Here is a 19,694-nt window from a genome sequence, read left to right as displayed (position 1 = left end):
GCCGGATACTCAGCGTGCCGACATAAGAGACATCTGTGCACTGTCTCCCTGGTGAGGACAGCACATAAATACCTTTTTAGTCGGCGATGTAACTCACGGAGTTCACGTAGTAGCCGGCCGACTTGGAGCCGTGGACCTGGAGGAACATGGCGCCGCCGTCGTAGGAGTAGGCGCAGCCGTAGCCCTTGGTCTCCTTGGAGCAGCCCTGCCAGTAGTGGGTGACGCCGTTGGGGTCGTACTTGACCTTGAAGAGGGTGGCGACGGCGCCGGCCGAGGCGATCTCGCGGGCGCTGTTCCTCTGGTTGTTCTTCCAGGTGAGGAAGAAGCGCTGGGCCACCGTGTCGGGCTTGGTGATGTGCTGGGACATCCACAGGCCCGTGACCTTGCCGTTCTTGACGCTCATCAGCATGCCGTTGAGGTCGCCCGGCACCTTCACGCTCGTGTGGACGAACCGGCACGTGCCGGCCGTGGTGCAGCCCGCGAACTTGTCGGGGGCGCGGAACTTGTACTTGAGCATCTTGGCGACGACCGCCGGGGTGGCGTACTTGCCCATGGTCGTCTTGTTCTTCTTCAGCCAGCCGTCGAAGAGCTTCTTCGCGGTCGTGGACGGGGCGGGCGCGGCCTGGGCGGCGGGCGCGGCGACGGTCAGGAGGGCGGTCGCGGCTAACGCGGCACCGGCGAACAGTGATCTTGAGGACATGCGGACACCCTAGATTGAGCCGCTTGAAATCCGATAACCGATGACTTACCGGGTAGTCGACGGCGATGGCGATCTACGGCTTTCACGCCTCCCATGAACAGGTTGCTCCCGGTGATCTTCTGGACGCCGTCCGCCTGGCCGACGAGGCCGGGTTCGCGATGGCGATGTGCTCCGACCACATCGCGCCCTGGAGCGCCCGGCAGGGCGAGTCGGGGTTCGCCTGGTCGTGGCTGGGGGCCGCGCTCCAGGCCACGACCCTGCGGTTCGGGGTGGTGAACGCGCCCGGCCAGCGCTACCACCCGGCGATCGTCGCGCAGGCGATCGGGACGCTCGCGGCGATGTTCCCGGGCCGTTTCTGGGCCGCGCTCGGCTCGGGCGAGGCGTCGAACGAGCACGTCACCGGCGACCGGTGGCCGCGCAAGGACATCCGCCAGCAGCGGCTGCGCGAGTGCGTGGACGTCATGCGGGCGCTCCTCGACGGCGAGGAGGTCAGCCACGACGGGCTCGTGAAGGTCGACCGGGCGAAGCTGTGGTCGCTGCCGGCCGAGCCGCCGAAGCTGATCGGCGCGGCGGTCTCCGTCGAGACGGCCCGGTGGGTCGCCGAGTGGGCCGACGGGCTCATCACCGTCAACAGCCCTCACACGAAAGAGGTCCTGGACGCCTACCGCGAGGCGGGCGGGCGCGGGGCGGCGGCCGTACAGGTGCATCTGAGCTGGGCGCCGACCGACGACGAGGCGCTGGCGATCGCGCACGACCAGTGGCGGTCGAACGTGGTCGGGCCGCCCGGGAGCTGGGACTTCGACACCCCGGAGATGTTCGACAGCGTGGCGCGCTTCGTCACCCCCGACGAAGTGGCCAAATCGGTGCACGTCTCCGCCGACGCCGCCCGGCACGCCGACTGGCTCCGGGGGTACGCCGAAGCCGGTTTCGACGAGGTTTATCTGCACCACGTGGGCCGGGAACAGACCAGGTTCATCGAGACATTCGGCGCGAAAGTCCTGCCCGAGCTCACTACAGGGTGATCGCCCAGGAGTGGGCCAGTGATCGGTCAAGAACTCCTCTGACCTGCGCGCGGATCACCGGGTGCGGGCTCGTCAGCGATCTACGCTCGCGCTGACTTGTTCGCAACCCGGTATTTCCGGGCGATGTGAGGATGACCAATGCGGTTTCTCAAATATGTGATCGGCATGGCCATGGCGATCATGATCGGTTCGGTCGCCCCGGCTCAGGCGGCGGACACCACCGTCACCTTCACCATCGTCGGTGGCGCGCTGACCATCAGCGCTCCCGCCAGCATCAACCTCGGCAACACCGCCTCGGGCGCCACGCTCCAGGGCACGATCGGCCCGGTCACGGTCAGTGACCTGCGTGGTTCGCTCCTCGGTACGTGGACGGCCCGCGTCTCCTCGACCGACTTCACCACCGGCGGCGGCACCGCCAACGAGACGATCGCCAAGGCCAACGCGGCCTACGCCTCGGGCCCGGCGACCGCGACGAGCGGCACCGGCGTCTTCACCCCCGGTCAGCTCACTGTGCTGCTGGCCCAGCCGCTCGCCGCCCAGATCACCGCGTTCACCGCGACCGCGCTGGTCGGCAACAACACCGTCACCTGGAACCCGACCCTGCGCGTCACCATCCCGGCCGCGGCCGTCGCCGGTACGTACACGGGGACGGTGACCCATTCGGTGGCGTAATCGCGCCGCTCTTCGCCGGATCCTGATCGCGCCTCTCCTGATTCTGCTCCCCGCCCTGGCCCTGACCGGCCGGGCGGTCGCGGAGCCGGAGGGGCAGGTCGGGATCCGGCTGCTTGAGGCGCCAGAAGACAGAGCCGACGACCCGCGGGCGCTGGCCTACATCGTCGACCACGTGAAGCCGGGGACAGTGATCCACCGGCGTTTCGCCGTGAACAACACCTCGTCGAAGTCACAGACACTGTGGCTGTACTCGGCCGGGGCGGAGATCAAGAAGAGGAAGTTCACGTTCTTCCCCGAACAGACCGGCAACGAGCTCTCGTCGTGGATCTCGTTCGGCCGGCCGGCGGTCACGCTGCCACCGGGCGGCGAGGAGGTCGTCCAGGCCACCATCCGGGTGCCGCAGACCGCCTGGAAGGGCGAGCGGTACGCCGTCATGTGGGCCGAGGCCCGCGCGCCGGCGACCAGGGAACGGAACGTCCAGGTCAACAACCGGGTCGGCATCCGCGTCTACCTCGACGTCGGGACCGGCGGCGAACCACCGAGCGACTTCCGGATCGACAAGATCTGGGCGAGCCGCGATCAGGCCGGGAAACCCCGCCTGGAGGCGCAGATCACCAACACCGGCCTGCGGGCCGTCGACATGACCGGTGAACTGCGGCTCTCCGACGGGCCCGGCGGCACCTCGGCGGGACCGTTCAAGGTGACGACAGGGGTGACCCTGGCGCCCAAGGACGTCGGCACGGTCGAGGCGGTCCTCGATCCCGCGCTCCCCGTGGGGCCGTGGAAGGCCGATCTGGAACTGACAAGCGGGCGGGTCACCCGATCCGCCAGTGGCACGGTGACCTTCCCCGCCAAGGCCAACGCGATGACCGCCGTTGACCTGAGCGGTCCCGGCCTGCCCCCGCTGCCCGTCGTGCTCGCCGGAGCGGCGGCCCTGGCCGTGGCGGGCGGTGGCTACCTCATCTGGCGACGAGCCCGGAGGACTCCGTGAAATTGCGCGTGACGGCGGCGCTGGTCGCCGCCGTCGTGACGGCCGCCCCCGCCTGGGCGGCCGGCGATCCCGGCACACCCGAGATCGTGGACGACCGGGCCCACCTGGTCGTGGACGAACCCATCCCGCCCCCCACGATTCCGGAGGAGGCCGGAACCCTGGACGGCGTCCTGGGTGGCACACAGGAAAACTCCGTCCAAGGTGGCCAACAGCCCCCGGTGCGCTCCGAATCAGAAGCGCTTCGTGACGACTCCTCACCCCGTCGAAGACCCGAAAAATCACGGCATGACGCGCCGAAACGCCTGGCCAACGCCGGGCTGGCCATCACCGCCCCCACCTCAAGAGCCCTCGGTTCCACCACCATCGGCGGCGAGCTCTCGGCCCAGCTCGGCACGGTCACCGTGTCGGACACCCGCGGCCTGGGCGGCCTGCTGGGCTACACGGCCACGGTGAGCTCGACCAACTTCACCACCACGATCGGCGGCAACACGTCGACGATCGCGAAGGCGCACATCTCCTACTGGTCGGGCCCGGCCACCTCCTTCTCGGGCATCGGCGTATTCACCCCGGGACAGGCGACAGCGGCACTCGCGGCCGCCCTTACCGGGACGGTCACCGCATTCACCGTGACGCTGGCGGTGGGAAATACCTCGGGAACGTGGAATCCGACAGTAATTGTCAGAGTTCCGTCATCAGCGGTGGCCGGTTCCTATTCGGGAACAATCACGCATTCGGTCGCGTGAAAGAAGATCAACACTGCCGTTGGGGGCGGCAGGCCGACCGAAAACCGACAACGGGATGGAGGGGAAGTATCCCGTTAGGAAATGTCGGTATTACAGGGACATCTGCCGTTCGATGTTGCGCAGGTTGTGGCGGGCGAGCGCGAGGTTGGAGCGCTCGCGGTCGAGGACCAGGTAGAGGAACAGCTGGCCGCCGGGGGTCTTGAGCAGGCGGATGATGTGGTATTGCCCGCTCAGCGTGATGAGGATGTCCTCGATCTCGTCGTTGAGGGCGAGGGAGGACATGGTGCGCAGCTTCGCCCGCACCACCTCGGTGTTTCCGGCGGCGGCGACCTCAAGGTCGAATGCCCGGCCGCCGCCGATCGTGCCGAGGCTCATGCCACTTCCGTAGTCGACGAGCGCGGCGCCCGTCGCTCCGTCGATGGCCATGGCCTCTTTTAGTGCGGTTTCGATGTTCATGGTGCTCAATCCAATGCTGTTGTGCTTGCAGGGACATAAGGTAACTCTTGCGGCCTCAGATAGTGAAGGGCACAAAAGTGTCATCGCACCACCTCGTTCACCCCCCGGGCGTCGAGTCCATGCTCCGTATGGGCGAGCCCATCAGCGGTTTCCACCTGCTCCGCGTCATGGGCAGTCCGGGTGGAATCATTCATGTCCGCGAGGGCCTGGTGATCTCCGCGACCACGCCGGCGTCACCTGGAGCCGAATCCCTGCTGATCCGCTCGGGGCGGGTCAGCGAGGCGGCCTGGAACGAGGCGTACACCGCGGGCGCCCCCCTGCACCGGCTGGCCGCCGAGCTGGTCGAACGAGGCAGCGTGGGCGAGGCCGGGCTCCAGGTGGTCTGCCTGTCGGCGGTGTTCGACGCGGCCTTCGCGATGGCCCTGTTCGGCATCGAGGACAGCCAGCCCGAGCCGCACGGCCCCAACGACATGCCGCCGCCCTTACCGGTGCTCCCGGGCATCCCGCGTGAGTGGCTGGCCCGCGAGACCGCCCGGCGCCTGACGATCACCGAAGAGTGGCGTGAGCTGGGCGTCACCCCGTTCATCCGCCCGACGGCGGTGCAGCCGGTCGCGCCGCCGCGGATCTACGCCGACCAGCTGCGCCACGACATCCTCGTCAAGGCCAACGGGCGGCGGACCCCACGAGACATCGCCTTCGCCCTCGGCCAGGGCCTCTTCGTCACCCTCAAGGAGATCACCTCCCTGGTCAGTGAGGGATTGCTGACCATCGCCCCGACTCCTCCGCCGCCTGTCGCCGAAGAGCACGTGGTCGTCGTCGAAGACGAGCGGAAGACCCCGAATCTGCCCCGCCGCCGACCCGGCACCAGCAAGATCGCCAAACTTCTGGGCGCCGACTTCCGTAATGGCAAGTAACGAAAGTTAAGAACCATGTCACTGAGCGCTCTGAAAGCCGAACTGCACTCCCTGCGCGAACGTGTGTCCGGGGTGATGGAATCGGCCGTCGCCACGGTCGACGGCCTGGTCGTCGGCGCCGACACCGACAGCATCTCCCCCGAGACCGTGTCGGCTCTGTCGGCCGCCACGCTCGGCCTCGGCAAACGCTTCGGCTACGAGGTCGGGCTGCATGAGCTGCGGGAAGTGGTCATCCGCTGCCGCGGCGGCTACATCGTCGTGTACGCCCTGGGCAACATCGCCCTGCTGGCGATCCTCGCCGACGAGGGCCTCGACGTGCCGCGCCTGCACGTCGAGTCGAGACCCACCGTGGAACGATTGACCAACCTGCTCGCCAACGAGCGGGCCCGAGCCTAGAACCGCAGCCAGGGGGGCCGCCGGCGCGTCACGCGCCGGCGTCTGGTGTCAGGCGGGCTTGCGTCGTGACAGTGCCACGCCGGCCAGGCAGAGCGCTCCACCGGCCAGGGCCAGCCACGTCGGGGTCTCCCCCAGCAGCGCCCAGGCCATGAGGATCACGATGGCCGGAACCACGTAGGTGGTGGCGCCCATCTTGCCCGCGGTCGTCCTCGCGAGGGCGTAGGCCCACGTCGTAAAAGCCAACGCCGTTGGGAAAACTCCGAGGTAAATCAGGTTCAGCGTGGCCGACAACGGCGCCTCGGCGGCCTGGCTGACGAGCTGCCCGGCGAACGGCAGACACGTGATCGCGCCGATGATGCAGCCGAAAGTGGTCACCTGGAGCGCCGAGGCGTGCTTCAGCGCCGGCTTCTGGACGATCGTCGCGATCGCCCACGTCACCGCGGCCACCACGCAGAGCGCCACCCCGAGGATCGAGGCTCCGCCTCCCTCGGACATGGAGAACCCGACGACGACGGCGCCCGCGAACGACACGGTCATGCCCATGAGCAGCCGCCGCGGGAAGCCCTCCTTCAGGAACAGGCCTGACAGTACGGCGATGATGATCGGCCCGATGTTGACGACCATCGCGGCCGTCCCGGCGTCGACCTCCTGCTCGCCCCAGTTGAGGGCGATCATGTAGATCCCGAACCACAGGACGCCGGAGATCACGATCCCCGGCCAGGCCGCGCGCGGCGGCAGCCCCTCACGCCGGATCAGCAGGAAGACCAGCAGGGTCAGCGCTCCGGCCAGCATCCGCCCGAGGGCGAGGGCTCCGGGGGAGTACGACTCGACGGCGTGCCGGATCCCGACGAAGGCGGAGGCCCACAACACGACGGTCACGGCGGCGGCGATGAGGGCTCGCCGGTCGGTTTGTTCCACTCTGGGGACTTTAGGGGAACACGTGCTCGATACGCATCACGGTTTCGCGCCTCATTGACAAACAAGTTTTTTACGTACAAACTTGTTTTTGCGATGAGAGACGTCCTGTACCTGGAAGAGATCGAGCAGGCCGAAGCCCTGCTCAAGCCGCAGCGCATCGACGTGCTGCGGCAGCTCGCCGAGCCGCGCACCTGCGGCGACGTGGGCGCGATCTTGGGCCAGACCCCGCAGCGGGTCTACTACCACGTGAAGCGCCTGGTGGAGGCCGGGCTGGTCGAGCAGGTGTCCGAACGGAAGGTGCGTGGCATCTCCGAGGGCATCTACCAGGCCACCGCCCGGTCCTACTGGCTCTCACCCCGGCTCGTCGGCCACATCGGCCTGGGCCGGGCCCGCGACGAACTCAGCCTGGGCCACCTCCTCGACCTGGTCGAAGAGGTTCAGGCCGACATCGCCGCACTCGACCGTTCCGTTCCCGAGCTGCCGTCGATCGGCGTCTCGGGCGACATCCACGTCCCACCTGAGCTCCGGCCCCAGTTCCTGGCCGAGCTCCAAGCCACCCTCCAGGCCCTCTTCACGAAGTACGGCGGTTCGGAAGGCGACCCTTTCAAACTCGTCGTGGCCTGTTACCCCAACCAGCAAGGAGAAGAGTCATGACGCAGTCCCCGATGACGGCCGTCCGCATCCAGGCCCCGCTGAAGACCGTGTTCCACGCTCTGACCGACCCCGCCGAGCTGAAGGTCTGGTTCGCCGAGCACGCCGAGGTCGACCTCCCGAACCGCTACGAGTTCTGGGGCCGCTACACCCTGGAGGGCGATGCCCCCCACCAGCGGGTGCTGGAGTCGGCCGACGACCTGATCAAGTTCGCCTGGACGCTCGACGGCACCGAGACCACCACCGAGATCCGGCTCACCGAGACCGACGGCGAGACCACCGTCGCGGTGCACCAGTCCCACTTCGACCGCGAGCTCGTCTTCTCGGGCAGCAAGAGCCCGCTCGCCGCGCTGGAGACCTTCTGGGCGCTGGCCGTGGGCAACCTGGCCGACCACGTCGAGGGCCGGAAGATGGGCCCAAGGGTCGACTACACCGCGAAGGTGAGCGAGTTCTCCGCCCGGCTCGAGATCGACGCTCCCGCCGACCGCGTGCGCACCGCGCTGACCGACTCCGACCAGGCCACCGCCTGGTTCGGCTACCCGATCGGGATCGAGCCCGAGGTCGGCGGCCGGTTCGCGATGGGCGGCCTGGAGGCGGCCGGCGACTACGCCGCCAGGTTCGTCGCCCTCGACGACACGTCGGCGTCGATCGACTGGGGCAGCATGGTGACGAGCTGGGAGCTCGAGGGCTCCGGCGGCAAGACCACGCTCACCTTCGTGACGAGCGGGTTCGACGCCGCCCACCCGCCCTACGCCGGCTGGGCCGGCTGGCTCAGCGGGCTGGTCGAGCTGCGTCGCTACCTGGAGCAGCCGGAGTGGCGGTCGGTGTTCGTCCAGGGCTGAGCAGCCGGGGCAGGCTCGGCGGCTTGAAGAAACCCTCGGCGATCGCCGAGGCGATGCCCACTCTGACGAGGTCGCGGGTGTCCCCGTACGCGAGGAAGCGGGGCACCCACTCGGGGCGATACTTCACGTTCGCGCGATAGAGCGCTTCGAGCTGCCACCAGCGCGACAGGAACAGCAGGGTGCGCCGCCAGGCCCGGATCACCGGGCCGGCGCCCATCCTCGCGCCCTCCTCGAAGGCCGACCGGAAGACCGCGAAGTTGAGCGAGATCCGTTCGACCCCCAGCCAGCCCGCGTTCCTGACCAGCCCGGCGACCATGAACTCCATCAGGCCGTTCTCCGCCGCCCGGTCACGGCGCATCAGGTCGAGCGAGAGCCCCCGCTCGCCCCACGGCACGAACGACAGCAGCGCCGCCTCGTCGCCCTCCTTGGTCAGGCTCTCGACCAGCACGCACTCGGCGTCGAGGGGATCGCCCAGGCGGCCGAGGGCCATCGAGAAGCCGCGTTCGGTCTCGGTGTCGCGCCACGCGTCGGCGCGTTCGCCGATCAGCCGCATCTCCTCGGGGCCGAGGTCGCCGTGGCGGCGGACCCGGAGCTGATATCCGGCCCGCTCGACCCGGTTGACCGCCTGCCGCACGCCGCGCATCTCCCGGCCCTGGAGGCTGAACTTCTTGACCTCGATGACGGCCTCGTCGCCGAGTTCGAGCACCTTCAGCCCGGCCCGCTGGTAGGCCCTGGCCCCTTCGGCGCCCGCGCCGATGGCGGCCGGGATCCAGCCGAACTCACGGGCCTGACCGGTCCACGCCGTGATCGCGTGGCCCCACGCCTCGGGGTCGCCGAGCGGGTCGCCCCCGGCCAGGCTGACCCCGTTGACCACCCGGAACGACACGGCGGCCTTGCCGCTCGGCGAGAAAATGACGCTGCGGTCGCGGCGGGTGGCGAAGTAGGCCAGCGAGTCGCGTTCGCCGAGCAGCGTGCGCAGCCGTTCCTCGTCGCCGGGGGCGAGCACGGCCTGCCGCCGCTGCGACCGGAACAGCATCGCGAACGCCGCCAGCAGGGCGATCGCGCTGATCAGCCCGATCACGAACGAGATCCACGCGGGCGGATGACCGTAGCCCTCGACCTCGATCACCCCGCCGAGCGCCCGGCTCAGCACCCACAGCGCCCGCGCCGACCGGTCGAGGTCACCCGGGAACAGGATCGTGAGCAGGAAGCCGACGACGTAGGAGACCCCGAGCAGCCCGATCAGCGTGGCCACCGCCTTGCGGACCGACGCGGGCTGCACCTTGGCGTAGAACCCGGCCCGGCCCCACCACAGGTAGGAGATCAGGATCAGCGCGACCAGCCCCGAGACCACCACCTCACCGAGCTCGCGTCCCCGCTCGGGCACCAGCGGCGCCATCGCCAGCATCGGCGTGGAGATCACGCTGAGCAGCACCGACAGCGCCAGCAGGGCGGCCAGCAGCCGCCAGGCCACCCGTTTGCGCCGGGCCAGCGCCCCGGCCAGCAGCCCGAGGAACGCGGCGTAGGCCAGGTTGGGCGTGAGCGGGATGGTGTAGTCGTCGATCAGATTCGTCAGCGGCAGCGCCATCCGGCGCAGCGGCGGCACGATCGCGATGGCCGCCGAATAGATCGCCAGCACGGTCAGCACGATGGACGCCACCCGCGGCACGTCACCCCGCGCCATCCGTTCCCCCTTAGTCGTTCAGCGAAGGGGACATACCCCATCTCCGCAGGTCAAAAGCGGGTGGAGTGCGCGGCGGGGCGATCCTGAGGGAGATCAGCGCGGCCGCCAGACCGCACAACGTGGCGAGCAGATGGCCCAGATTCCAGATCGTGCCGGTGAACACGACCGGCGCGCCGACCCCCACGGCGAGCGCGATGACCCCGGTCGCCCGCCACCGCCCGCGCATCAGCACGACAGCGGCGACCACCCCGGCGACCATGATGTAGCTGACCCCGACGTCGGTCGTGACGGCCAGCCGGGCGGGCGCCAGCCCGTTGGTGATGGCGTGATACTCAACGAGCGCGGTCAGCAGCGACCCGAACACGTGCCCGCACAGCCCGATCACGATGATGCGCGGCGTCCCGTAGCGCTGCTCGGCCCAGGCGACGACGGTGGCGAACACGCCCACGTAGAAGGTCAGGAAGGCGCCCCGGTCGGCCACCCAGAGCGCGCTGTCGGCGAGCACCACGAGCGGACTGGCCGACAGCCGCACCAGGTTGGTGCTCTGCATGGTCGTCAGCACGTCGATCAGATTCGGCGGCGCGGTCCGCTGCAGCAGCGTCGAACTGCTGAACACCACGATGTAGGTGAACGTCGCCGGCGCCGCCAGCGCCCACTGATGCGCGAACCGCGTGTACGGCGCCCCCGCCACCACCGCCCGGTCAGCCGGACCCCACCACCGCGACACCCCCCGGAGGAGATACCAGACCACCGCGACCAGCACGAACACCAGACACAAGATCATGCGGCACCCCGGCTTCCTCCCGTAGGGGGAGACATGTCCAGCCCCGGGTCGGATACGCGGAGAAGGTCCGCTTCTTTACGGTCGGGGCATGTTCGCACTCACCGCACTCGCCGCCGGGCTCGCGCTCCTGCTCATGGGGAACATCGCCGGGCTGTTCTACGCCTACTCGGTCTCGGTCATCCCGGGGCTCAACGCGACGCGGGCCGACCACGCGGTCGCCGCGATGCAGCAGATCAACGTCAAGATCCTCAACCCGGTGTTCTTCGCCTCGTTCATCGGGGCGCCGCTGGTCGCGGCGGTCGCCGGGGTGCTGCTGCTGAGTTCGGGTCAGCGCGCCGCCGCCGTGCTGATCTTCGCGGGGGCCGCCGTGTACGTCCTGGGCGCCTTCATCCCCACGATGATCGTCAACGTGCCGCTCAACAACGCGCTCGTGGCGGCCGGGGACATCACCGACCCGGCGCGGGCCGCCCAGGTCTGGGCCGCGTTCGCGCCCAAGTGGGCGCCGTGGAACCACCTGCGCACCGTGGCGAGCTGCGCCGGGCTGCTGCTGACGGGGGCCGCCCTGTTCGTCTGGGCGGGCAACCGCTGATCCCTCCCTATGCTGGGGAGGTGCGCGAGACCTTTGAACTGGAAGACGACTTCATCCCGCTCTGCGACCTGCTCAAATACCTGTCGATCGCCGAGAGCGGCGGCGAGGCGAAATACATGGTCGCCGAGGGCTATGTGCTGGTCAACGGCGACGTCGAGCTGCGCAAGCGCTTCAAGGTCCGGCCCGGACACGTGGTGAGCGGCGACGGCTTCGAGATCCAGGTCGTCGCCGCCCGATAGCTACTGGCGGGGCTCCGCCACGAAGACCACGCCCGTTCCGGCCACCTCGAAGTCACCGGCCGAGGCCGCATGGAAGGCCGAGTCGCCCGGCCGCAGCTTGAGCTCCCCGTCGAGCACGACCTCGCCCTCGACGCACACGGCGATCCGGGGCACCCCGCCCGGCAGTGAGTAGCCGTCGCCGGGCACGATCCGGCGGAGCTGGAACTCGGGGCAGTGCGGCAGATAGAGGCCGTCGACCGGCTCGATCTCGGCGGGCTGCTCGTTGGGGTCGGTGATCCGCAGCAGCTCTTCGATGTCGATCGGCTTGGGGGTCAGCCCGGCCCGCAGCACGTTGTCGGAGCTGCCCATGATCTCGACGCCGAACCCGCTCAGGTAGGCGTGCAGGACCCCGGCGCCGAGGTAGATCGCCTGGCCGGGGGCCAGTTCGTGGCGGCGCATCAGCAGCGGGGCCAGCACGGCGGGGTCGGTCGGATAGGTGGCCGCGAGCGTCGCCACCAGCGGGTCGCCCGACGACCGCACGATGGCGTCGACCAGCGCGGGCCGCGCGTCCTGCGGCAGTTCGAGCAGCACCCGCAGCGCGCCGAGCACGTCGCCGGCGGCCAGCCGGTCGACCACCGGCGCGAGGACGGGCAGTTCGAGGGCCGCCACCAGCTCGGCCGCCTCGGGCCCCGGGCGGAACCCGGCCAGCGCGGTGAACGGCGTCAGCGCGACGATCATCTCGGGCTTCGGCCACGGGTCGGAGTAGTTCTTGTCGCCCCGCAGGAAGCCCTCGGCCGCCTGGTCGAGCGTCGGGTGGACCTGCATCGACAGGGCGGCGTCGACCGCGATGAGCTTCATCAGGTAGGGGAGGCGCTCCCCGAACCGCGCGACGACCTCGGGCCCGAGCTCACCGGCGGGGTCGGCGGCGATGATCTCGTTGAGCGCGTTCTCCACGCCGCCCCGCGTCAGGCGCGACGGCCCCGACGGATGCGCCCCGAGCCACATCTCCGCCTCGGGACCGGTGGCGGTACGCCCGGTCAGCCCGGCGATGGCCGTGCGGGAACCCCATCCGTAGTCCTTGATCGGGTTGGTGAGCAGGTCCACGTGTCTACGTCCTCGTGAGTCGGGAGCGGTTGGGAGTTCGAGGCTCTCAATTCCTGATGAACCGGCGGCCATTCTCCGGTGAACAGGATGTCACTCGCACCCGAGTGCGAGGGCCGCCGCCCCGAACAGACCCGCGTCGCGTCCGAGCCCGGTCCGCTCCACTTTCAGCCGCCGCAGGAACCCGAGTCCCGCCTGGTCGGCCACCGCACGCCGCAGGGGCGCCAGCAGGGTGGTCCCCGCTCCGGCGACCCCGCCGCCGATCACCACGTTGTCGACGTCGAAGAGCGCCGCCGTCGTCAGCACCGCCGTGGCCAGCGCGCCCGCGGCCCGGTCGAACGCCTCGACCGCCACCGGCACGCCGCGCTTGGCGTCGGCGGCCAAGGCCCGGGTGTCGACGGGACGCCCGGCCCAGAAGGTCGGCTCGACCGCCTGCTGCCAGCCGTTGGCCAGCGCCCACCGGACCATCGAGGGCCCGGACGCGATCGTCTCCACACACCCGACCGCCCCGCACCGGCAGGTCTCCCAGCCCTCACCGGCCCGGATGTGCCCGATGTGGCCGGCGTTCCCGGTCGGCCCGAGGTGCGGCCGTCCCTCGAACACCAGCCCGCCGCCGATCCCCGACGACACCACGATCCCGAGCAGCGCCCCCGCCGAGAACGCCCCCCGCCACCACTCGCCGAGCGCCATCACCTGCCCGTCGCCCGCCAGGTGCACCGGCACCCCGGGCAATAACGCGCCCACCGTCTTGACCAGCGGGAAGTCGCGCCAGGTCAGGATGTTTACCGGGCTGACCGTGCCGCGCACGGCGTCGAGCGGCCCGGCCGCGCCGATGCCGACGCCGGTCAGCCCCTCTTCGGAGATCAGCCCGGGGACGACGATCCGCGCCACCAGGTCCTTCAGCGTCGCCGTGGGGTCGGGCCCGACGGGCATCTCCAGCTTGGCGGTGATCACACCGGTGGGTTCGACCGTCGCCGCGGCGAACTTCGCGCTCCCGATGTCGATCGCCAGGACCGTCATGGCTTCTCGTTGACGCAGCGCAGCACCGGGTAGGCCGTGAGCGCCTCGGGGCTGAGGTCGTCGCCCGTCACGACGAAGGTCGCGGTCTCGCCGGGGAGCAGGGTGACGAGCATGTCGTCGACGCTCGCGCACGGGTCGAGCCGGTCGGGGAACAGCGCCAGGTCACGCACCAGCGTGCGGGCGGTGATCTCCACACGTACCCGGCCGTCGAGTTGCTCGGTCGTCACGTCGTAGGCCGCCTCGGGGAGGTCGGCGGTGTTGAAGCGCAGGGCCCGCAGGTCGCCGGCCGACGCCGACAGGAGTTCCGGCCCGGTGAGCGCCATCGAGGCGGGCAGCGGGACGGTCATGGCCGAGCGGGGGGCGAGGCGGACGGGGAAGCGTTCGCGGGCGACGATCTCGCCGTCGACCGTCAGGCGGAGGACCGTCAGGTCGGTGTGCCACTCGTCGCCGGTGTCGTTGACCACGGCGACGGTCTCGGGGTTCTGGAAGGTGACGAGCCGGTCGGCGAAGCTGCGGCGCAGGGCGTACCAGAGCGGTTTCCTGCGGCCGTCGCCGTCGACGGCGGCCCACGAGGTGACCGGCCAGCAGTCGTTGAGCTGCCAGACGATCGTGCCCATGCAGTAGGGCATCAGCGAGCGGAAGCGCTCGACGCCGAAGGCCATCGCGTGGGCCTGGTTGAGCTGGGTGTAGTAGTGCCAGTCGTCGAAGTTCTCGGGTTTCGGCAGGTGGTCGCCGAGGCCGCGCAGGAGTTTGCCGTTGCCGTCCTGGGCCTTCTGGTGGTGCAGGACGCCCTTGGACGACGGGGTCAGCGGGTCGTCGGAGACGGCGCGGCGCAGGGTCGACCACGTGGGCGGGCCCTGGAAGCCGAACTCGGCGACGAAGCGCGGGGTGTAGGTGCCGTAGAAGGTGTAGTCCTCGCGGTTCCAGACGGTCCAGATGTGGGTGGTGCCGCGCGAGGGGTCGTTCGGCGGGGCGTCCGGGCTGCCCGAGTAGGGCGAACCCGGCCAGTAGGGGCGCGTCGGGTCGAGGTCGGCGACGATCGTGGGGAGCAGGTCGAAGTAGAAGCCGGCGCCCCAGCTCCGGCCGTCGAGGGTGTCCTGCCAGCCCCAGTCGGCGTGGCCTTCGAGGTTCTCGTTGTTGCCGCACCACAGCACGAGCGAGGCGTGGCTCGACAGGCGGGTGACCTGCTGGCGGGCCTCCGCCTCGACCTCGGCGCGGAACGGGCCCTCTTCGGGGTAGGCGGCGCAGGCGAACGGGAAGTCCTGCCAGACCATGACGCCGAGGGCGTCGGCCTGGGCGTAGAAGTCCTCGCTCTCGTAGAGGCCGCCACCCCAGACGCGCAGCGTGTTGGCGCCGGTGTCCACGGCCTGCTGGAAGCGTTCGGCGACGCGCTCACGGGTGACCCGGTTGGGGAAGCAGTCGTCGGGGATCCAGTTGAAGCCCTTCATGAAGACCGGCCGGCCGTTGACCTTCAGCCGGAAGGCCTCGCGGTCGAGCTCAATGGAGCGGAAGCCGATCTCGCGCGACCACACGCTGTCGCCCACGCTCACGGTCAGCGTGTAGAGGGCCTGCTCGCCGTAGCCGCGCGGCCACCACAGATCGGGTTCCGGGACGGTCAGCGTGATGACGGCGGTGCGCTCGCCCGGCGCCAGGCGTACCCGCTCCTCGACCCCCGCGACGGACGCCGTCACGGTGAGCGGCGCCTGGGCGGCGCGGTCGACGGTGACGTGGACGCGCACCTTGCCGTCACGGCCCTCCAAAAAAACCAGCGGCCGGACCTCAGCGAGCCGGGCCGACGACCAGGTCTCCAGGTAGATGGGCCGCCAGATGCCCGAGGTCACCACGGTCGGGCCCCAGTCCCAGCCGAAGTTGCAGGCCATCTTGCGGATGAACTGGTAGGGCTCGCCGTAGGCGCCCGGCCGGTCGCCGAGCGCGGCCCGCTGCTTCTCGGCGTAGCCGTAGGGCGCCTCGAACAGCACCTTCAGCGTGTTACGGCCCTCCCGCAGCAGGTGGCGGGCCGGGAAGCGGTAGACCCGGTGCTGGTTGGCGGTCTGGCCGATCTGCACGCCGTTGAGGATCACCGTCGCGGCCGTGTCGAGGCCCTCACAGACGAGGTCGGCCCGCTGGTCGCCGGGGTCGGTCCAGTCGAAGCTCGTCTCGTAGGACCAGTCGGTGCGCCCGATCCACTTCAGCCTGTTCTCGTTGTCGTCGAGATAGGGGTCGGGGATCTTCCCCGCGTCGAGCAGGTCGGTGTGCACGCAGCCGGGCACCGTCGCCGGCAGCCCCGCCACGACCGGGCGTGGCTGCCCGGTCGACGAGACGGCCGTGACGGTCCAACCTTCGTGCAACGTCCTGATCACGTGGTCTCCCATTTGGTGTGCAGTTGCGGCACCGACGCCAGCAGCTTGCGCGTGTAGTCGTGTTCGGGCTGCTCGAACACGGTGTCGGTGGCGCCGTACTCCACGATCCTGCCCTTGTGGAGCACGACCGTCCGCTCACTGATGTAGTTGCCCAGCGCGAGGTCGTGGGTGATGAACAGGACCCCGAGGCCGCGCAGTTTCAGGTCGGCGAGCAGGTTGAGCACGTCGATGCGGGTGGACGCGTCGAGCATCGAGATGATCTCGTCGGCGACCAGGTATTCGATGTCGAGCAGCAGCGCCCGCGCGATCAGCAGCCGCTGGAGCTGACCCCCGGAGAGCTGGTGGGGGAACTTGTTCAGCACCGCCCCCGGGCTCAACCTGACCGCATCGAGGGCCGATTCGATCTTTGAAGTCCACTCCTTGTCGGGTACACCCCTGAAGTAGACCTCGCGCAGCATCCCGAACACCCGGTCGGCCTTGAAGACCGGGTTGTAGGAGCTGAACGGATCTTGGAAGACGCCCTGGACCTTCCGGTAGTAGTCGCGTTTGCGCAGCTCCCGGATGTCCCGGCCGTCGATGGAGATCGTTCCCGCCGACGGCGAAAGAAGCCGGAGCACCATCTTGCCGATCGTGCTCTTGCCGCTGCCGCTTTCGCCGATGAGCGAAACGACCTCGCCCGGCTTGATCTCGAAACCGGCCTCGTCGACCGCCGTCATGCGCTGCCCGCCGAACGCGCCGATCCGGTAGACCTTGGTGACCCCGTCGAGTTTCAGCATCAGGCGGCCTTCCAGCAGGCGACGACGTGGTCCTTCTCGACCTCGACCGGCGGCGGCTCCTCGGCGCACTTGTCGAAGGCCAGCGGGCAGCGGGCCCTGAACCGGCAGCCGGGCTCGGGGGCGAGCAGCGACGGCGGGTTCCCGGGGATGCCGGTGAGGCGTTTGTCGGCGTAGCGCACACCGACCTCCGGGAGCGAGGAGATCAGGAGCTGGGTGTACGGATGCTTCGGCGCGTTCACGACCGTCGAGGCCGGGGCCTTCTCGGCGAGCTTCCCCGCGTACATGACCATGATCGTGTCGGCGAGCTGGTTGGTCAGCGAGATGTCGTGGGTGATGAACAGCATCGACTTCACGAAGCCCCGGTCGCGGAAGCCCTTCAGCGTGGTGACCACGGCCTTCTGGGTGGAGACGTCGAGGGCCGAGGTGATCTCGTCGGCGATCAGCAGCGACGGGTTGAGCAGGGTCGAGATGACCATGACCATGCGCTGCTTCATGCCGCCGGACAGCTCGATCGGGTATTTGGCGAGCACCTCGCGGGGGAGCTCGACCAGTTCGAGCCGGGCGTGCAGCTCGTCGAGGTCGAGTTTCACCCCGCGCGACGAGAGCAGCTCGCGGACCATCCGGCCGATCTTGCGGGTCGGGTTCATCGCGCTCATCGAATACTGCGGGATGAGCGAGACCTGCTTGAACCGGTAGGGGTTCATCTTGGCGTCGTCGCCGATCGGCAGGACCTGGTCGTCGAGGGTGACGCTGCCTCCGACGTGCTTCATCCGGCCGTCGAGCCTGATCAGCGCCTTGCCGAGGGTCGTCTTGCCGCAGCCCGACTCCCCCGCCAAACCCAGGATCTCGCCGTCCTTGACGCCGAAGGAGACCCCGTCGAGGGCTTGGACGTCGCCCTTCAGCGTCCGGTAGTAGACCCGGAGGTCGTCGACTTCCAGGGCCATCTAGAGCTCCCTCAGCTTCGGGTTGAACACCTCGTCGAGGCCGACGTTGGCGACGTACAGGGCACCGACGATGAGGGTGATCCCGGCCCCGGGCGGGACGAACCACCACCACAGGCCGAGGAGCATCGCACTCCACTGGTGGGCCTGTTGCAGCATCAGGCCCAGAGACATCGCGTCGGTCGGGCCGAGGCCGATGAAGTCGAGCGACGAGGCGATGAGGATCGAGCCGCCGAACAGCAGGATGAACGTGAGCAGCAGGTAGGAGCTCATGTTCGGGGCGATCTCGCGCAGGATGATCCGGGGGGAGCCGACCCCCGACAGCCGGGCCAGGTCGACGAAGTCGCGGTTGCGCAGCGAGAACGTCTGGGCCCTGATCGACCGCGCCGCCCACGGCCACTGGGTCAGGCCGATGAACAGCGCCTGCATGCCCGCGCTGCGCACGCCGATGTAGGCGTTGAGGATGAACAGCACGGCCAGGGTCGGCAGCACCAGCACGACGTTGGTGAGCATGGTGAGGATCTCGTCGATCCAGCCGCCCTTGTATCCGGCCAGGAAGCCGACGGCCATCCCGATGACCGACGCGATGCCGCCGCCGAGCGCGCCGACCAGGAAGGTCGTGCGCAGGCCGTGCACGAACTGGGCCCACAGGTCCTGCCCGAACGTGTTGGTGCCGAGCCAGAACTCTCCGCTGGGCGGCTGCATCTGCATGCCGACGTACTCGCTCGGCGGGTGGTCGATGAAGAACGGGCCGATGACGCCGATGCCGAGCAGGATGAGGATGATGCCCAGGCCGACCAGGAGCTTGGTGTTGCGCAGCGCGAAGTAGAGCGCCTCCCAGCGGACCGGCGGGCGGATGGATTCGACGGGCGTGGTGGTCATGCCGAGGCTCCCGCCATTCCGACTCGGGTCCGCGGATCGACGATCACGTAGACGACGTCGATGATGAAGTTGGCGATCAGCACGCCGAGCACGATGAACAGGAAGGCCCCCTGGAGCAGGAAGAAGTCCTTGTTCTGGATGGCCGCCAGGATCAGCGACCCGAGTCCCGGGTACGAGAACACGATCTCCGTCACCAGCGCACCGGCGACCAGCACCCCGAGTTGCAGCGCGAGACCGGTGATCTGCGGCAGCACCGCGTTCCTGAAGGCGTAGCGCCTGATCAGCTTCTGGGGCGCGCCGAGCGCCGACAGATAGTTGGCGTAGTCGGATTCCAGCTCATAGATGATCACGTTGCGCATGCCGATCGCCCAGCCGCCCAGCGCGACGAGGAACAGCGACGCGAACGGCAGCAGCCAGTGCCAGAGCAGGTCGGCGATGAACGTCCACGTGAGCGAGGGCGTCATCGAGAAGCTGTAGCCGCCGGCCACCGGGAAGATCCCCCACACGATGCCGAAACCCCAGGCCATCAGGGCGGCCAGCCAGAGGTAGGGGGTCGCGGTCAGCACGTACGAGACCGGCAGGACCGTGTTGTCCAGCACCTTGCGGCGCGCGGCGAGCGCGCCGAGCCGGTTGCCGATCACCCAGCTGATCAGGATCGACGGGATGAGCAGCGCCAGCGAGTAGGGCACCGCCCGGGTGAGCAGGTCGGAGACCGGGGTCGGGAACGCCCACAGGCTGATCCCGAAGTCGCCGCGGAACAGCGACCCCCACGAGTTCAGATACTGCTGCCACCAGGGGAGGTCGAAGCCGAACAGGTTGTTGTAATAGACGCGCAGGGCCTCCTGGGCCTCCGGCTGCGCGACCCTGGCGCGGGCCAGCATGCTCGCGACCGGATCGCCCGGCATGAGACGCGGCACCAGCCAGTTGACCGTCACCGCCATGAAGAAGGTCAGCCCGTAGACGAGCAGCTTCCTACCGAAATATCGACGCAAGAGGGGTTCTCCCTAGGGAGGCCCTCCCCGGCTTCGCAGTGC

General features: G+C 69.2%; 22 protein-coding genes. 10 read left to right on the top strand and 12 right to left on the bottom strand.

Translation table 11 applies throughout. The features are described 5' to 3' along the window. Positions 1-76: 76 nt before the first annotated feature. Entirely contained in the window at positions 77-700 is a 624-nt protein-coding gene (locus ACYQ78_RS15530; RefSeq protein WP_459801521.1) for a hypothetical protein, read from the bottom strand. 65 nt (positions 701-765) lie between these two features. Between ACYQ78_RS15530 and ACYQ78_RS15525 the strand changes: the two genes are divergently transcribed. The 4 genes from ACYQ78_RS15525 to ACYQ78_RS15510 all read left to right on the top strand — a co-directional run bounded on the left by ACYQ78_RS15525 (position 766) and on the right by ACYQ78_RS15510 (position 4,128). After that, on the top strand, positions 766-1,722 hold the full coding sequence (locus ACYQ78_RS15525) for a TIGR03885 family FMN-dependent LLM class oxidoreductase (RefSeq protein ID WP_459801520.1): 957 nt from the start codon (positions 766-768) through the stop codon (positions 1,720-1,722). Between the two features lie 138 nt (positions 1,723-1,860). Continuing rightward, entirely contained in the window at positions 1,861-2,394 is a 534-nt protein-coding gene (locus tag ACYQ78_RS15520; protein ID WP_459801519.1) for a hypothetical protein, read from the top strand. 172 nt (positions 2,395-2,566) lie between these two features. Further along, entirely contained in the window at positions 2,567-3,385 is an 819-nt protein-coding gene (locus ACYQ78_RS15515) for a hypothetical protein (RefSeq protein ID WP_459801518.1), read from the top strand. Further along, positions 3,382-4,128, top strand: coding sequence for a hypothetical protein (locus ACYQ78_RS15510; RefSeq protein ID WP_459801517.1), 747 nt, complete (start codon positions 3,382-3,384; stop codon positions 4,126-4,128). Before ACYQ78_RS15515 ends, ACYQ78_RS15510 begins: the two co-directional genes overlap by 4 nt. Positions 4,129-4,218: 90 nt before the next feature. Here ACYQ78_RS15510 and ACYQ78_RS15505 read toward each other — a convergent pair whose 3' ends face one another. Continuing rightward, positions 4,219-4,584, bottom strand: coding sequence for a hypothetical protein (locus ACYQ78_RS15505; RefSeq protein ID WP_459801516.1), 366 nt, complete (start codon positions 4,582-4,584; stop codon positions 4,219-4,221). Positions 4,585-4,712: 128 nt separating this feature from the next. Between ACYQ78_RS15505 and ACYQ78_RS15500 the strand changes: the two genes are divergently transcribed. Together ACYQ78_RS15500 and ACYQ78_RS15495 are read left to right on the top strand one after the other, a co-directional pair. After that, positions 4,713-5,498, top strand: coding sequence for a hypothetical protein (locus ACYQ78_RS15500; protein WP_459801515.1), 786 nt, complete (start codon positions 4,713-4,715; stop codon positions 5,496-5,498). Between the two features lie 15 nt (positions 5,499-5,513). Further along, on the top strand, positions 5,514-5,894 hold the full coding sequence (locus ACYQ78_RS15495; RefSeq protein WP_459801514.1) for a roadblock/LC7 domain-containing protein: 381 nt from the start codon (positions 5,514-5,516) through the stop codon (positions 5,892-5,894). A 48-nt stretch (positions 5,895-5,942) separates the two neighbouring features. Here the strand turns inward: ACYQ78_RS15495 and ACYQ78_RS15490 are convergent, their stop codons facing one another. Further along, positions 5,943-6,812, bottom strand: coding sequence for a DMT family transporter (locus tag ACYQ78_RS15490; RefSeq protein ID WP_459801513.1), 870 nt, complete (start codon positions 6,810-6,812; stop codon positions 5,943-5,945). A gap of 93 nt (positions 6,813-6,905) precedes the next feature. Between ACYQ78_RS15490 and ACYQ78_RS15485 the strand changes: the two genes are divergently transcribed. After that, positions 6,906-7,466, top strand: a complete 561-nt coding sequence (locus ACYQ78_RS15485) for an ArsR/SmtB family transcription factor (protein WP_459801512.1) — start codon at positions 6,906-6,908, stop codon at positions 7,464-7,466. Then, the gene (locus ACYQ78_RS15480) at positions 7,463-8,305 is read left to right on the top strand and encodes an SRPBCC domain-containing protein (RefSeq protein ID WP_459801511.1); all 843 of its coding nucleotides are present in this window, start codon (positions 7,463-7,465) and stop codon (positions 8,303-8,305) included. Before ACYQ78_RS15485 ends, ACYQ78_RS15480 begins: the two co-directional genes overlap by 4 nt. Here ACYQ78_RS15480 and ACYQ78_RS15475 read toward each other — a convergent pair. Both ACYQ78_RS15475 and ACYQ78_RS15470 read right to left on the bottom strand, forming a co-directional pair. Next, entirely contained in the window at positions 8,235-9,989 is a 1,755-nt protein-coding gene (locus ACYQ78_RS15475; protein WP_459801510.1) for a phosphatidylglycerol lysyltransferase domain-containing protein, read from the bottom strand. The two genes, ACYQ78_RS15480 and ACYQ78_RS15475, sit on opposite strands and share 71 nt — an antisense overlap. Positions 9,990-9,999: 10 nt before the next feature. Beyond that, positions 10,000-10,773, bottom strand: coding sequence for a rhomboid-like protein (locus ACYQ78_RS15470; protein WP_459801509.1), 774 nt, complete (start codon positions 10,771-10,773; stop codon positions 10,000-10,002). 88 nt (positions 10,774-10,861) lie between these two features. Here ACYQ78_RS15470 and ACYQ78_RS15465 point away from each other — a divergent pair, with 88 nt between their 5' ends. Then, positions 10,862-11,362, top strand: a complete 501-nt coding sequence (locus tag ACYQ78_RS15465; protein WP_459801508.1) for an anthrone oxygenase family protein — start codon at positions 10,862-10,864, stop codon at positions 11,360-11,362. 20 nt (positions 11,363-11,382) lie between these two features. Then, on the top strand, positions 11,383-11,601 hold the full coding sequence (locus tag ACYQ78_RS15460) for an RNA-binding S4 domain-containing protein (RefSeq protein ID WP_459801507.1): 219 nt from the start codon (positions 11,383-11,385) through the stop codon (positions 11,599-11,601). Here ACYQ78_RS15460 and manA read toward each other — a convergent pair whose 3' ends face one another. The 7 genes from manA to ACYQ78_RS15425 form a co-directional block, all read right to left on the bottom strand. Beyond that, a complete protein-coding gene (manA, locus tag ACYQ78_RS15455; protein WP_459801506.1) occupies positions 11,602-12,684 on the bottom strand; it encodes a mannose-6-phosphate isomerase, class I in 1,083 nt (360 codons plus the stop codon). It lies immediately after the preceding gene. 90 nt (positions 12,685-12,774) lie between these two features. Then, the gene (locus tag ACYQ78_RS15450) at positions 12,775-13,701 is read right to left on the bottom strand and encodes an ROK family protein (RefSeq protein ID WP_459801505.1); all 927 of its coding nucleotides are present in this window, start codon (positions 13,699-13,701) and stop codon (positions 12,775-12,777) included. Next, positions 13,698-16,061, bottom strand: coding sequence for a glycoside hydrolase family 2 protein (locus tag ACYQ78_RS15445; RefSeq protein WP_459801504.1), 2,364 nt, complete (start codon positions 16,059-16,061; stop codon positions 13,698-13,700). Before ACYQ78_RS15445 ends, ACYQ78_RS15450 begins: the two co-directional genes overlap by 4 nt. Continuing rightward, a complete protein-coding gene (locus ACYQ78_RS15440; protein ID WP_459801503.1) occupies positions 16,058-16,837 on the bottom strand; it encodes an ABC transporter ATP-binding protein in 780 nt (259 codons plus the stop codon). Before ACYQ78_RS15440 ends, ACYQ78_RS15445 begins: the two co-directional genes overlap by 4 nt. Further along, positions 16,837-17,781, bottom strand: coding sequence for an ABC transporter ATP-binding protein (locus ACYQ78_RS15435; protein WP_459801502.1), 945 nt, complete (start codon positions 17,779-17,781; stop codon positions 16,837-16,839). The genes ACYQ78_RS15440 and ACYQ78_RS15435 overlap by 1 nt, the downstream gene beginning before the upstream one ends. Beyond that, complete coding sequence (locus tag ACYQ78_RS15430) at positions 17,782-18,660, bottom strand: ABC transporter permease (RefSeq protein ID WP_459801501.1); 879 nt, start codon at positions 18,658-18,660, stop codon at positions 17,782-17,784. Then, positions 18,657-19,652 carry an ABC transporter permease gene (locus ACYQ78_RS15425; RefSeq protein WP_459801500.1) on the bottom strand — a complete coding sequence of 332 codons (996 nt, stop codon included), beginning with the start codon at positions 19,650-19,652 and terminating at the stop codon, positions 18,657-18,659. Before ACYQ78_RS15425 ends, ACYQ78_RS15430 begins: the two co-directional genes overlap by 4 nt. Positions 19,653-19,694: the final 42 nt, after the last annotated feature.

This window comes from Herbidospora sp. RD11066 (assembly GCF_054661255.1).
Note: the sequence above shows the minus strand (reverse complement) of the source record. Positions and strands in the feature narration are given on the sequence as shown.